This window comes from Lautropia mirabilis, from assembly GCF_900637555.1.
Taxonomy (GTDB): domain Bacteria; phylum Pseudomonadota; class Gammaproteobacteria; order Burkholderiales; family Burkholderiaceae_E; genus Lautropia; species Lautropia mirabilis.
Genome location: NZ_LR134378.1, coordinates 582,097 through 595,806 on the forward strand (window position 1 = coordinate 582,097; position 13,710 = coordinate 595,806).

Below are 13,710 nucleotides of genomic sequence, written 5' to 3' on the forward strand. Positions count from 1 at the left end.
CTTCCGTAGGCCTCATCATGAAACCCGACTCCCTGCGCCGCCGTCTGCTTTCGGTCGGCGCCACCCTGCTGGCCAGCAGTGCGCTGCTGGCCGCCACACCCGCCCATGCGGCCGACGACGCCCTGAACGCCGTCCAGCAACGCGGCACGCTGCGCATCGGCATCGAGGGCACCTATCCGCCCTTCAACTACCAGGACGAGAAAGGCCAGTTCGTCGGCTTCGAGATCGACCTGGGCAATGCTCTGGCCGAGACCCTGGGCGTGAAGGCGCAGTTCCAGCCCACCAAGTGGGACGGCCTGCTGGCCGCCCTGGACTCTGGCCGCATCGACGTGATCATCAACCAGGTCACCATCACCGACGCACGCCAGAAGAAATACCGCTTCAGCCAGCCCTACACCGTCTCGGGCATCCAGGCTGTCACCCGCACGAAGGATGCTGACACGCTGCAATCCCCCAATGCGCTGGCCGGCAAGAAAGTGGGCGTGGGTCTGGGCACCAGCTACGAGGAATGGGCCCGTCGCACCGTGCCATCGGCTGAAGTGCGCACCTACGAAGACGACCCCACCAAGAACCAGGACCTGGCCGTGGGCCGCCTGGATGCCGTGCTGGTGGACCGGCTGGCCGCGCTCTACCAGGTCAAGCAGAGCAAGAACCGCTTTGCCCTGGGCGGCCCGGCCTTCTCGCGCCAGACCTCCGGTATTCCCACCCGCAAGTCCGATGAAAGCCTGCACCAGGCCATCGACCAGGCGCTGGAGAAGCTGCGTGCCGACGGCACCCTGACCAAGCTGTCCAACAAGTGGTTCGACACCGACGTGACCAACGCACGCTGACCCGCCCCCCGGCATGTCCGAAACCCTGTCTCTCGTCCTCGAATCCCTGCCCGATCTGCTGAGCGGCGCGCGCTTCACCGTGCTGCTCAGCCTGGGCGGGATGTTCTTCGGCCTGCTGCTGGGATTCCTGCTGGCCCTGGGTCGGCTGTATGCGCGCCGTCCCATCCAGTGGCTTGTACGCTTCTACGTCTCGTTCTTTCGTGGCACGCCGCTGCTGGTGCAGCTCTTCATCATCTACTACGGCCTGCCCGAGATCGGCCTGCAGCTCGATCCCCTGCCTGCCGCCATCATCGGGTTCTCGCTCAACACGGCCGCCTACACCTGCGAGACGCTGCGCGCCGCCATCGCCCAGATCGATGCCGGCCAGTGGGAGGCCGCCGCCAGCCTGGGCATGAATCGCCGCCATACCCTGCGCCGCATCATCGTGCCCCAGGCCGCCCGCACGGCCCTGCCCCCGCTGGGCAACAGCTTCATCGCTCTGGTCAAGGACACCTCGCTGGCCGCCACCATCCAGGTGCCGGAACTGCTGCGTCAGTCCCAGCTCATCACGGCCCGCACCTTCGAGGTGTTTGCGATGTACATCAGCGCCGCCCTCATCTACTGGGCCATCGCCAGCATCCTGTCTGCCCTGCAGGCCCGGCTGGAGCGCCACACCAATCGCTCGGAAGCACCGGAATCGGGCGGCTGACACGGCCAGCCACCGAAACGAAGACAGAACGTACTGACACAGACGACGCAGCCCGCGTGCCCCTTGGGCTGCAGGCACTCTGCGCGCGCATGGCGCCCGTGCCTATCGCTTTCAGAGCTGCGACCTTCAGCGCCGAAGCCGCTCGATGCGCTCCTGCAGCGTCGCCTTGGACAGCGCCCCGATGCGGATGTCCTGCAGGCTCCCGTCACGGCCGTAGAACAGCGTGGCCGGCAGCGCCCGCAGCCCGAAATGCCGGCCCACCTCGCCTTTCGCATCCAGCAGCACGTTGTCCAGCACAAGCCCGCGCCGCTGCAGGAAGCGGCTCACCCGCGCACCGTCCTCGCCCTGGTCCAGGAACACGATGTCCAGGTCCGGATACTGCCGCTGTGCCTCGGCCAGCACCGGCATTTCCCGCACGCAGTGCGGACACCACGTGGCCCACAGGTTCACGATGGCCGGGCGCCCATTGCCGAAGCGCTGCAGCGGCACTGCCTGCCCATCCAGCGTCTGCAGCTGCAATGCCGGCAACGGCTGCACCCGCGTCGCCGCGTTCTGCAACGCCAGAAGCCCCGCCACGCCGATCACCGTCATGCCCACCATGGCCGCCAGCAGCGGCCGACGCGGTGCCGAACCCCGCCAGCCATATCGCCAGGCCAGCAACCAGGCCCACACCAGCCCGGCCCATGGGTCGAAGCCGCCATCGCGCACGTCCAGCGCCGTCCACGGATCTTCCAGGTAGGCCTCATGGTGGCGCAGCACATAGGCCAGCCGCGCCACCGCCAGCGCCCAGAACACGATGCGCCAGAAGAACGGCTCCACCGGCGCCGTGCCCTGTCGCTTCACCTGGCGGTTGCCCAGCCAGAGACCAAGAAAGACCGCCACCATCGGCACCAGGACCGAGAGTGGCAACGAAAGGGGACCGAGATTCAGAGCAGCAGGCATGCTGCGATTATGAAGCAGCGCGATCCATCCATGAAGTCATCGTGCCCCGGCTCCTGCAGGCCCCGGATTTCTGACTAGGGATAACCCTGAACATCAGAACGGAATATCTTACCCATTGATTCATAAAGGAATTTCATGAATCGGGAATGAACGGGTTTCATTGCTCGCCTGCCATCGCTTCTGTAAATTAGCGACACCCCAATCAGGGAGAACGACAGCCTGAGCAGCCATCCCCGTGCCCGGATGCGCTGCCCGACAGCAGGTTTCCGACTCCAGCCCCATTGACGGCGCAGGCCCGGGAAACGGCCCAACCGGCCCCACCCGCCACGCCGCACAACCCCGTACCCCGGAGATATTCCTTCAATGGAAACGTGGATCCAGAACTATTCGGTCGTCGGCGATAGCCTGATGCTGACGGCCGCCGTGGCGCTGCTACCCATCATCTTCTTCTTTGTCGCGCTCACCGTCCTGAAGATGAAAGGCTACGTGGCAGGCCTCTGCACCCTGCTCATCGCGCTGGGCGTGGCCATCTTCGCCTTTGGCATGCCCACCGGCATGGCCATCTCCTCGGCACTCTACGGCTTTGCCTACGGTCTATGGCCCATTGCCTGGATCATCATCACGGCGGTATTCCTCTACAAGATCACCGTCAAGACCGGCCAGTTCAACATCATCCGCGCATCGGTCATCTCCATCACGGAAGACCAGCGCCTGCAGATGCTGCTGGTCGGTTTTTCATTTGGTGCCTTCCTGGAAGGCGCCGCAGGCTTTGGCGCGCCGGTGGCCATCACCGCCTCGCTGCTGGTGGGCCTGGGCTTCAACCCGCTCTACGCCGCCGGTCTGTGCCTCATCGCCAATACCGCTCCGGTGGCCTTTGGCGCCATGGGTATCCCCATCCTGGTGGCCGGCAAGGTTTCCGGGCTGGATCCCTACCACATCGGTCAGGTGGCCGGTCGTCAGCTGCCCATCCTCTCCATCATCGTACCCTTCTGGCTGGTGGCCATGATGGACGGCATGCGCGGCATCCGCCAGACCTGGCCCGCCGTGCTGGTGGCAGGCGTCTCGTTTGCCGTCACCCAGTTCCTCACCGCCAACTTCATCGGCCCCGAACTGCCCGATGTCACCTCCGCGCTGGTCAGCCTGGTCTGCCTGTCACTGTTCCTGAAGAAGTGGCAGCCCGAGGAGATCTTCACCTTCGACGGCATGAAGAAACCCACGAAGCGCCATGAGGCCGAATACACCACCGGCCAGATCCTGAAGGCCTGGTCGCCGTTCGCCATCCTCACCGTCTGCGTCAGTCTCTGGACGCTGAAGGGCCTGCAGAACGTGCTCGACGCAGCCACCATCAAGATCCAGTGGCCCGGCCTGCACAACCTGGTCATGAAGGCTGCCCCGATCGTGGCCGAGCCCACGGCCTACGCCGCAGAATTCAAGCTGAACCTGCTCGGCGCCGTCGGCACCTCCATCCTGCTGGCCGCCCTCATCTCGGCCGCCCTGCTGCACATGCGCATCCCGCACGTCATCAAGACCTTCTTCGAGACGCTGCTCGAACTGCGCCTGTCCATCCTCTCCATCGGCCTGGTGCTGGGCTTTGCCTTCGTGGCCAACTACTCGGGCCTGTCGTCCACGCTGGCCCTGGTGCTGGCCGGAACCGGTGCGGCCTTCCCGTTCTTCTCGCCCTTCCTGGGCTGGATCGGCGTCTTCCTCACCGGCTCCGACACCTCGGCCAACGCCCTGTTCGGCTCGCTGCAGGCCAGCACGGCACACCAGATCGGCGTCACGCCTGAACTCACCGTGGCGGCCAACACCACGGGTGGCGTCACCGGCAAGATGATCTCGCCGCAGTCCATCGCCATCGCCTGCGCCTCGGTGGGTCTGGAAGGCAAGGAATCCAACCTGTTCCGCTTCACGGTCAAGCACAGCCTCATCTTCTGCGTCTTCGTGGGTCTGCTCACGGTGCTGCAGGCGTATGTGCTGCCCTGGTCCCTGCATTTCTTCCAGAAATGACCCTCCCACGCCTCGGGGAGCCTGACACGCCCCCGAGGCCATGAGGGATGATGCAGTCGCTGTATCCTCTATCAGACTGCATCATCCCTCATCCTCGACCGCCCCATGGATATCCTCACCCGCCTGTATCGCCTGCCCACGGGGCGCTTTCACTACACGCTTCTGGGGCTCATCGGCGTCGGCTGGCTGTTCGACGCCATGGACACGGGCCTCGTGTCCTTCGTGCTGCCCACGCTCAGTCAGCAGTGGCAGCTCACGCCGGCACAGTCGGGGTGGATCGTCAGTGTCGCCTTCGTGGGCATGGCGCTAGGCGCCGTGGCCAGCGGCTGGGCCGCTGACCGCTTCGGCCGCCGCAATGTCTTCGTGGGCACCATGGTGCTCTACAGTATCGCCACCGGCCTGTGCGCGCTTTCGCCCAGCCTGCCCGTCCTGCTGTTCTGCCGATTCTGGGTGGGCTTCGGACTGGGTGGCCAGCTGCCGGTGGCCGTCTCGCTGGTCAGCGAATTTGCGCCCCCCGCAGTGCGCGGCCGGCTGATCGTGCTGCTGGAAAGTTTCTGGGGCCTGGGCTGGCTGGCCGCCGCGCTGGCCTCGTGGGGCTTCATTCCGCACTTCGGCTGGCACAGTGCATTCTGGATCGGTGCGCTGCCCATCTTCTACGCCCTCTGGGTCTGGAAAAAGCTGCCTGAATCCGTGCCCTACCTGCTGGCCCGGGGCCGGGTGGACGAGGCCCACGCCCTGGTCTCGCGCCTTGAAGCCCAGGCCGGCCTGCCCGTCGTGGCAGAAGCTGTCGTGGCCGCCACCGCCACCCATGAGCCCATCCGTTTCGGACAGCTCTGGAAGCCGCCCTTTGCCCGCCGCACCCTCATGCTGTGGCTGATCTGGTTCGGCATCGTGTTCTCGTACTACGGCATCTTCACCTGGCTGCCCAAGCTGCTGGTGGAGCAGGGACACACCGTGGTCAAGACCTTCGAGTACATGCTGGTGATGATCCTGGCCCAGCTGCCCGGCTATTTCTCGGCGGCCGTGCTCGTGGAACGGATCGGCCGCAAGGCCACGCTGGCCTCGTTCCTGTTCGCCTGCGCCGCATGCGCCTGGTTCTTCGGCCAGGCCACCACCCCCACCGCCATCCTGCTGTGGGGGTCCCTCATGTCCTTCTTCAATCTGGGGGCCTGGGGCGTGCTGTACACCTACACCCCCGAGCTGTACCCGGTTCGATTCCGGGCCTTCGGCTCCGGCTGGGCAGGCGCGATCGGCCGCATCGGCGGCATCGTGGCACCACTGGCGGTGGCCGCACTGGTGGGCGGCGCCAACGGCTTCGCCCACATCTTCGGCATGTTCACCGCCGTGCTGCTGGCCGTGGTCGTGACCATTCTGGTGCTGGGCGAAGAGACCCGCGGCCGCTCGCTGGAAGACATCAGCGACTGACGCTCATGCATGCCGCGCATGACGGCATGAGGGCAGCGCCTAACTACAAAAACGCACATTGATACCGGTACGGCGCGCCGGTAACGTCCCTGCCATCGCACCCCCAGGGACAACATCATGCAACCCCATACCCTGTCCTCTTCGCTGGCCATCGACGCCCCGGGATCCCGGGGCAGCCAGACACGATTCGGTCGCGAATCATATACGCCCATCCAGCGCAACCCGGCACCCGCCGACACGCAGCCGCCGGCAGCGCGTCCGCCCTGGTACCGTCAGGAAGACGGCTGGGCCATCTTCATCGGCCTGGGCATGGTGGCGCTGGCCAGTCTGGCGCTGCTGGCCGGCGAATCCGGTGCGCTCAGGCTCGTCACCGTGAAGTTCGGCAGCTGGCGCACGCCCGGCGAAGGTCTGGCCGCCCTCGGCAAGGCGCTGCCCTCGCTCATCTACCTGTACGCGCTGCTGCTGGTACCGCTGTCCATCGGCGCCGCCCGCATCGGCTACAACGTCACGAAATTCGGCAAGGGCCTGCTGGCGCTGTATGGGCTGGCCGTGCTGGTCACGCTGCTGGCCAGCAACACCTGGTTCAAGGCTGCCCAGCTGGAAGGCCCGCTGGTGGCTCTCTTCGTCGGCCTGGCCATCGGCAACACCGTTCGTCTTCCCGCCTGGCTGCACGAGGCATTGCGCACCGAATACTTCGTCAAGACCGGCATCGTGCTGATGGGTGCCACCCTGCCCTTCACGATCATCCTGCAGGCCGGCCCGGCCGCCATCAGCCAGGCGCTCATCGTCTCCTTCATCACCTTCGGCAGCATCTATTTCGCCGCGACCCGACTCTTCGGGCTGGATCGCCGTTTCGGTGCCACCCTGGCGGCCGGCGGATCTATCTGCGGCGTCTCCGGCGCCATTGCCATCGGCGGCGCCTGCCGTGCCCGTCCCCAGCACGTCTCGGTAGCCATCTCGCTCGTCATCGTCTGGGCCGTGGCCATGATCTTCATCCTGCCCTCGGCGGCCCGTGTGCTGGGTCTTGAACCCGGCATCGCCGGCGCCTGGATCGGCACCTCGGAATTCGCCGATGCTGCCGGCTTTGCCGCCGCCGAAGCCATCGGCCACGAATCGGCCGTGCAGGCCTTCACGCTGATGAAGGTGGTGGGCCGTGACATGTTCGTGGGCGTCTGGGCCTTCCTGGTGGCCATCCTGTCGGTCACGGTGTGGGAACGTCAGTCACGCGACAGCGCCGAGCGCATCGACCGTCGCGAGATCTGGCGGCGCTTCCCGAAATTCATTCTGGGATTCTTCGTGGCCTCACTGCTGACCACGGCAGCACTCACGCTGCTGGACGGCGCCCAGGCCACCGCCTACAGCAAGGATGTGCTGGGTACGCTCAAGTCGCTGCGCGGCTGGTTCTTCACCCTCACCTTCCTGGCCATCGGCCTGACCACGCGTTTCCGGGAACTGACAGCCGTCGGCATCAAGCCCTTCCTGGCCTTTGCCGTGGGCGTGGCCATCAACGTGCCGGTGGGCTACTTCCTGTCGGTCCACGTGTTTGCCGACTTCTGGAACGCGCTCTGATCATGAACACCACGCTCGTCAACCTGCGCACCACCGTCAACAGCGCCACTCATGAGGGCCACCGCGACCTGCTGCTGCAGGCCGCGCTGCTGGCCCAGGGGTTTGCCATCGACACCGAGCAGACCGGCCGCAAGGCCAGCCAGAAGCCCCGCTGGCGCGCCACCTCGCACGACATCGACGCCCAGGACATCAAGCACCATCTGCAGGAGCTGGGCTTTGCCGACCACGAGTTCCAGATCCGGATGGAATTCCAGCGCGCCTGGGGCTGCCTGTAACGCTGAGATTGGCCTTGACGGCGGCTCAGGTATAGGCCGTTCCATTCGTGTCATATGGTTAAACTGGCGCGACGCATCGCGCTGCCTGACACGCTGCTGTCCGAGATTCCATCGCCTTGAACGAGGAGCCGCATCATGACCGCATCCACCTCCCGACCCATCATCGGCCGCATCCTGCACCTGGGGCTCAGCAACTTCCACCGCGCCCACCAAGTGGTCTACCTGCAGCGCCTGAAGGATCAGGGCGAGACCGGCTGGCAGCTGGCCGGCACCAACATCCGTCCCGACGCCAACCCGCTGCTGGAGGCCCTGGCCGCCCAGGACGGCAATTTCACGCTGGAAACCATCGATCCGCACGGCAAGGTGGAATACCACTGGATCACGGCCATCGACCAGGTGATTCCCTACGATGCCAGCCTGAAGACCATCACCGAACTGGCCACCGATCCGATCACCCGCATCATCTCCTTCACCGTCACCGAAGCCGGCTACTACCTGCTGGAAAACGGCGATCTGGACACCAGCTTCCCCGACCTGAAGGCCGACCTGGAGCGCGTGAAGAAAGGCGAACCGGGCCAGACGCTGTACGGCGCCCTCATCACGCTGCTGCGCGCCCGCAAGCAGGCCGGTGGCGGCCCCATCACGCTGCAGAACTGCGACAACCTGCGCCACAACGGTGATCGGGTGCGGGGTGGCCTGCGGGACTTCGCCCAGAAGATCGGTGACACCGACATCCTGACCTGGATCGATGCCAACGTGCGCTTCCCCAACGCCATGGTCGACCGCATCACGCCACGTCCGCCGGCCGAGCTGAAGGCACGCGTCAAGGCCGCCACCGGACGCGACGACAACGCCGCGCTGGGCTCCGAGAGCTATCTGCAATGGGTCATCGAGGACAATTTCGCTGCCGGCCGCCCTGCCTGGGAAAAGGTAGGCGCCGAACTGGTTGCCTCCGTTGATCCCTACGAGGAAGCGAAGATCCGTCTGCTCAATGCCACCCACAGCTGCATTGCCTGGGGCGGAACACTGCGCGGGCACGCGTACATCCATGAAGGGGCCCGTGATGCGGTGGTGCGCAAGCTGGCCTACGACTACGCCACCGACGACGTGATTCCCTGCCTGTCGGGCCCCGAGAATCCCGTCGATCTGCCGGCCTACCGCGACATGGTGCTGGAGCGCTTCGGCAACGATGCCATCCGTGACACCAACCAGCGCGTCACCGCCGACAGCTTCTCGAAGATCCCGGGCTTCATCCTGCCCACCATCCGCGACCGGCTGGCCCGCAACGAGAGCATCGATTCGGTGGCGGTGCTGCCCGCCCTCTTCCTGGAGTTCCTGAAGCGCTGGCATGCAGAGAAACTGCCCTTCCAGTACCACGACCAGAGCATGGACCCGAAGGCGGCGCACGCCATCGTGCAGGCTGAAGACCCGGTGAAGGCCCTGTGTGCCGACCGCGTGCTGTGGCAGGAACTGGCCGGCGACGCCCGCCTGGAAGCTGCCGTGCGCAAGGCATTGGCACGTGTCCAGAAGGATGTGATTCCAGGCTGATACCCAGACAGAACGCACCATGGTGTGCCGCATGGCGCGCAGCCGACAGACTGCCTTCTTTTCGACAGTCTGCTGATTTGCAAGCCTGAAGAAACCGGCCCCGGTCATTTCCCGGGAGCCGGTTTTTTTATCGGCACGCCGTCATCCAGGCTTCCACAGATGGCTCCAGACAACAGGAACCGGCTGCATGCAGCACTGTCAAGTCTGTGCGTACTACCCAATTTCGTGGGGAGTGCCGATGTCCGGATGCAATTCTTTGCAACCATCGTTGCAAGGCATGACCAACAATCTGCCGTCCTCCAGGCAGACATCATGCAGGTTCTCGAACATGTGAAATACATTCAGGCCCATTCGTGCAAGCGCGCACACGGAACGTATGCGTGCACACACATGCCTGAATGAAAACGTTGTCCGATAAATACATCAAGCCTTTCCGTGTTCTACGAAGTGCCCGGACGCATCGCTCTACAGTGACCTTCGGCGCTGGCGACCTTCCGCCAGGCTCCATATCGTTAACAGCCGCCAAGGATCACTCATGTCCATACGCACATTCCTTCCATCTTCGCCCAGCTCTGCTTCTCCCGGTACGCCTCACGAATGCTTCCACACGCCCATCACGTCGCCTGCACGCCGTCACCCCGGTCGCCCTCTGGCGCTGCTGATGATGCTGTCCCTGGCTGCCTGCGGCGGCAGCGGATCGGGTGATGCCGGACAGCCTGCCCAGCTGACACAGAAAGCCGACACGGCTGTTCTTTCCAGCAGCCCGGGAAGCAATACCTCAAGCAGCGAGAACACCCGCCCAGCTAGTGACGCTGCCGGCAACGCCGCCCCCGCGGCCGATCCCTCGACGAACAGCACGCCCACCACGATCGCCTCCGAAGCAGGGGCCGTGACTGCCGCCACGCCATCGACCAACGCCGCTGCAATCGGAACCCCCGCTGCCGGCACGCCGTCCACCCAAACCTCCGCGACAGAGACCACGGGTGCCAACACACCATCGGCCAGCACCACGGCAACCGAGACTGCCGCTGGCGCTACAACCGCTGCCCCAGGAACCACCCCAACGCCGGCAAACGACACGGCAGCAGCCACCCAGGACGCAGCGCCAGCCGCTGCAACACCGGCTGCAACACCTGCCGCAACACCCGCGGCAACACCTGCTGCAACACCTGCTGCGGCGCCCGCCGCTGCACTGGGCGAACTGGTCGACGACCGAGAAATTCGCTCGGACGTGGTCCTGGCAGCCCTGCTGGACCATGCAGCCACCAAGGACCAGGCCCCTGCCACGGATGCGACCCGCGAGCTGATTCCGACGGAAAAGGGTGGCATTGAACTCACGAAACCCAAACTGGCCGGCGAGGCCCCGCAGCCCCTGCTGAAGCTGGATGTGGGCATTCAGCCGTCGACCGACAGTGCATTCCAGCAGCCGTACACCTATCGTGCACATGCTGAAGCCCAGCCTGGCCAGACCGGCAAGGCCGCTTTCAACGCTGTGACCTGGGAGCTGGGCCTGTCCAGTGACCAGGCTGCCGCCGGCCAGGCACTGACAATCGGCAATATCCTGCGATTCACGCAGGCGGGTCTCAACGAGGGGAAACCCCTCGTGTTCCGTGCCGTGAGCCCTGGGGGTCAACCGGACAACTCCGTCACGCAGCTGTCGGCAGAGAAGCGGATCTACCGCGACGGAAGTTTCAAGACATGGGAGACCGAAGACCGGGCGTATGTCGCCGAACTGGACATGAGTCTTCTTGATGGGCCGAACACCTTCCTGCTGACGCTGAATGTCTTCAAGGCAGGCGGTTCGGAATCCATGGAGATCCGCAGCGCGTGGCGCATTCCGGCAAACTGGAAATCCGGCGATGCGCTCGTCAAGCTGGGCGAGCAGGTGGTTCATGAAACACGCGAGCCGGCATACAACGGCGATGGCGTCATTTCCGGCACATCCAGCAGCACCGACACCTGGAGCACCGCCAACTACCGCGCCGAAGGGATTGTCGACGGAACCACGGATGTACCGATGAACGAACGAGGCATCAGTGGTGCACTGCTGTCTGCCTCCTTCGACTCCCTGCCAGACGAGGACTTCGGCTTCAATGATGACAATGGTCGTCTGAAGGCTGCCAGCAGCCCCACCGGCGCCTTCATCGAGAAGGCCCCTGATCCGGACAGCCTCAAGCTCTGGGAGAACAGCCAGGCCGATAATTTCGGCCCCCGTCCCGCCCCCGACAACTATGTCCCCGCAGAAGGAACCTATTATCACGAACTGAAAGCAGGCATTAATAACTGGTACAACGCGACACCCTCATTCGAGCACCTGGAGATGTCGCTGAAGCTACGCGCCGGCACGCAAAGCGGCAAGCAGGTGGTCTTCCTGCCCAACGAACTGAAGACAGACATCTATGTCCCGCCCGCGGACAACCCCAACGACCACAGCCCCAGCAATAGCATCGAGGGCTTGCTGGCCTCGGTTGACGGTCAGAAGGGCTTCCACCATGACTCGCTGGTTCCCTTCGGGACATTGATGACCTGGCAGGGCCAGAAGGATGGCAAACCGCTGACCGTGAAGATGTCCCTGAAACCCGGTCCCGAGGCCAATCAGGTGACTCGCTGCTGGACGGCAGCCCTGCCCAGCCGTACCCGTGACCTGAACCGCGATATCTGCTCGACTTTCGTGGTGCCTTCCGGATGGCAGCATGGCCAGGCCCTGGAACGCGTGAGTAGCTATGTGACGGATACGCGCCCCGGCGACAACGGCCAGCCGGTGACACGCACCTGGCGCAGCAATCCGGCCGCGAAGTAAGTGATTTACATACGGCAAAAACGCCGGTCATGGGGGCGGGCCTTTAGCCGCTGGCCCCCACCGGGTCGCCCCCTTGCTGCACTCCCCCACGTCATCAACTTGGCATGCAGCGCTGCCTTCACCAAACAGGCTGTAACCCATGCGCACGACACGACAGCGGTACAGACTGGAATTCTCCGATCAGTCATCGTAAGCATTCGGCCGCGCGGAGGCGGCGGCCTGGGCCGACGTGTTCTTTTGCATAGGCACGGCGCCATTCACATCCGGATCGGACCGATAGACATCGTACTGGGCGCTGTCCACAGTCGGCGACTGCGTCTTCATGACGGAACCGCCGGCCTGGCGATAGGCAGCAGCGTCACCCCCATCACCCGCCTCGCCACATCCCGGAAGAGAGCAGCGCCGGATCGAGCTGGGCCATCTATCGGATCCGCTCCTATCCAGCCCGATCGGCCCCAGCGCACCGTCACCTCACCGCGCGTACTGGCCGTGTTCGACTGGATGACGGAGATACTGCGGGAGGAGTACGGCGCGTGAAGCAAAGCCCCGATCTTGTGGAGCAAGGCTGACGCCGTACGCGGTAGACGGTGGGAGTTCTCAAGGTACCAGCCAGATTGACATGGGTGTACACATTGAGATGTATCCGGCAGATCTGTTGATGGCGCAGTATCTGCGACATTTCAGACCTGACGACCGGGCCTCCAGTGCTCTGCTAGAAAGTCCACAAACGCCCGGATTTTCGGGCTGACCGTAGTGTCACCGTAATAGACCGCATGAAACGGTTTGGCTTCGTTCAGGGCACGGTCCGGCAGGAGTTCATGCAGGTCGCCGGCGGCGATGTCACTGGCCACGACGAAGTCCGACAGGCAGGCGATGCCATTGCCGGATAGACAGAGCTGACGGATGGTTTCTCCGCTGTTGGCAGACAGCTGGGGCGCGGCAGCATAAGGGGCATGACCGCTGTCAGCAAACGGCCAGTTGTTCAGGGTTCTGGGTTCGGAGAAGCCGATGAGGACGTGCCGCGACAGATCGGCAACGCTTTCCGGCGTGCCGTATCGGGCCAGATAGTCGGGCGCAGCAACAAGCTTCAGACGACTGTCAAACAGGTGTCGGGCGCGCAACGCAGAATCGTGCAGGCTGCCTGCGCGGATGGCAATATCCACGCGCCGTTCGATGAGGTCGATATAGCCTTCGGACGAGGTGAGCTGCAACGACACCTTCGGATAACGCTCACGAAACGGGCGCACGAGCGGGGCAATGCGATGCAGCAGCGTGGGCGTGGCGGAATCCACCCGAAGAATGCCCTGCGGTGTACCGCCCGAGGAGAGGAGTTCTGCTTCTGCGGCATCGATGTCGTGCAGTATCTGCCGAGCGCGCCTGAAGAAACGGCTGCCTTCTTCGGTAAGCCGAAGCTGGCGTGTGGTGCGGTTGAGCAGATTGGTGGAAAGTTTCTCTTCCAGCCGTTTCACGGTGCGGCTGACGACGGAGTTGGCCAGGCCCAGACTTTCTGCCGCACGGCTGAAACTGCCGCTTTCCACCACCTGCACGAATACGGCCAGCTCATCGGAATGGCTCTTCATTGTTGCTGATACTGGAAAAGTGTTTTGCGATTATTGCCATTTTCCT

At 64.2% G+C, this 13,710-nt stretch carries 10 protein-coding genes; 8 read left to right on the top strand and 2 right to left on the bottom strand.

Annotated elements, in window-relative coordinates:
- The first annotated feature begins 17 nt into the window (after positions 1–17).
- On the top strand, positions 18–830 hold the full coding sequence (gene tcyJ / locus EL249_RS02350) for a cystine ABC transporter substrate-binding protein (protein ID WP_005674586.1): 813 nt from the start codon (positions 18–20) through the stop codon (positions 828–830).
- A 13-nt stretch (positions 831–843) separates the two neighbouring features.
- A complete protein-coding gene (gene tcyL / locus EL249_RS02355; RefSeq protein ID WP_005674585.1) occupies positions 844–1,518 on the top strand; it encodes a cystine ABC transporter permease in 675 nt (224 codons plus the stop codon).
- 126 nt (positions 1,519–1,644) lie between these two features.
- Here tcyL and EL249_RS02360 read toward each other — a convergent pair whose 3' ends face one another.
- Positions 1,645–2,460 carry a TlpA disulfide reductase family protein gene (locus EL249_RS02360; protein WP_005674582.1) on the bottom strand — a complete coding sequence of 272 codons (816 nt, stop codon included), beginning with the start codon at positions 2,458–2,460 and terminating at the stop codon, positions 1,645–1,647.
- Between the two features lie 363 nt (positions 2,461–2,823).
- Here EL249_RS02360 and EL249_RS02365 point away from each other — a divergent pair, with 363 nt between their 5' ends.
- From EL249_RS02365 to EL249_RS02390, 6 genes are all read left to right on the top strand, one after another.
- Positions 2,824–4,467, top strand: coding sequence for a lactate permease LctP family transporter (locus EL249_RS02365; RefSeq protein ID WP_005674581.1), 1,644 nt, complete (start codon positions 2,824–2,826; stop codon positions 4,465–4,467).
- A gap of 105 nt (positions 4,468–4,572) precedes the next feature.
- Positions 4,573–5,892: an MFS transporter gene (locus tag EL249_RS02370; protein ID WP_005674580.1), complete on the top strand. Its 1,320-nt coding sequence runs from the start codon at positions 4,573–4,575 to the stop codon at positions 5,890–5,892.
- A 117-nt stretch (positions 5,893–6,009) separates the two neighbouring features.
- Positions 6,010–7,461: a YeiH family protein gene (locus EL249_RS02375; protein WP_005674579.1), complete on the top strand. Its 1,452-nt coding sequence runs from the start codon at positions 6,010–6,012 to the stop codon at positions 7,459–7,461.
- Between the two features lie 2 nt (positions 7,462–7,463).
- Positions 7,464–7,736: a hypothetical protein gene (locus tag EL249_RS02380; protein WP_005674578.1), complete on the top strand. Its 273-nt coding sequence runs from the start codon at positions 7,464–7,466 to the stop codon at positions 7,734–7,736.
- Between the two features lie 135 nt (positions 7,737–7,871).
- Positions 7,872–9,284 carry a D-arabinitol 4-dehydrogenase gene (dalD, locus tag EL249_RS02385; protein WP_005674577.1) on the top strand — a complete coding sequence of 471 codons (1,413 nt, stop codon included), beginning with the start codon at positions 7,872–7,874 and terminating at the stop codon, positions 9,282–9,284.
- A 535-nt stretch (positions 9,285–9,819) separates the two neighbouring features.
- Positions 9,820–12,084, top strand: a complete 2,265-nt coding sequence (locus EL249_RS02390; RefSeq protein WP_126348055.1) for a hypothetical protein — start codon at positions 9,820–9,822, stop codon at positions 12,082–12,084.
- Positions 12,085–12,764: 680 nt separating this feature from the next.
- Here EL249_RS02390 and EL249_RS02400 read toward each other — a convergent pair.
- Positions 12,765–13,664 carry a LysR family transcriptional regulator gene (locus EL249_RS02400; RefSeq protein WP_005674573.1) on the bottom strand — a complete coding sequence of 300 codons (900 nt, stop codon included), beginning with the start codon at positions 13,662–13,664 and terminating at the stop codon, positions 12,765–12,767.
- Positions 13,665–13,710: the final 46 nt, after the last annotated feature.

Excerpts from the sequence above, each read along its gene's own strand:
- EL249_RS02390 (WP_126348055.1), top strand. The coding sequence starts at position 9,820 with ATGTCCATACGCACATTCCTTCCATCTTCGCCCAGCTCTGCTTCTCCC.
- tcyJ (WP_005674586.1), top strand. The coding sequence starts at position 18 with ATGAAACCCGACTCCCTGCGCCGCCGTCTGCTTTCGGTCGGCGCCACC.
- EL249_RS02365 (WP_005674581.1), top strand. The coding sequence starts at position 2,824 with ATGGAAACGTGGATCCAGAACTATTCGGTCGTCGGCGATAGCCTGATG.
- EL249_RS02380 (WP_005674578.1), top strand. The coding sequence starts at position 7,464 with ATGAACACCACGCTCGTCAACCTGCGCACCACCGTCAACAGCGCCACT.
- dalD (WP_005674577.1), top strand. The coding sequence starts at position 7,872 with ATGACCGCATCCACCTCCCGACCCATCATCGGCCGCATCCTGCACCTG.
- EL249_RS02400 (WP_005674573.1), bottom strand. The coding sequence starts at position 13,664 with ATGAAGAGCCATTCCGATGAGCTGGCCGTATTCGTGCAGGTGGTGGAA.
- EL249_RS02370 (WP_005674580.1), top strand. The coding sequence starts at position 4,573 with ATGGATATCCTCACCCGCCTGTATCGCCTGCCCACGGGGCGCTTTCAC.
- tcyL (WP_005674585.1), top strand. The coding sequence starts at position 844 with ATGTCCGAAACCCTGTCTCTCGTCCTCGAATCCCTGCCCGATCTGCTG.
- EL249_RS02360 (WP_005674582.1), bottom strand. The coding sequence starts at position 2,460 with ATGCCTGCTGCTCTGAATCTCGGTCCCCTTTCGTTGCCACTCTCGGTC.
- EL249_RS02375 (WP_005674579.1), top strand. The coding sequence starts at position 6,010 with ATGCAACCCCATACCCTGTCCTCTTCGCTGGCCATCGACGCCCCGGGA.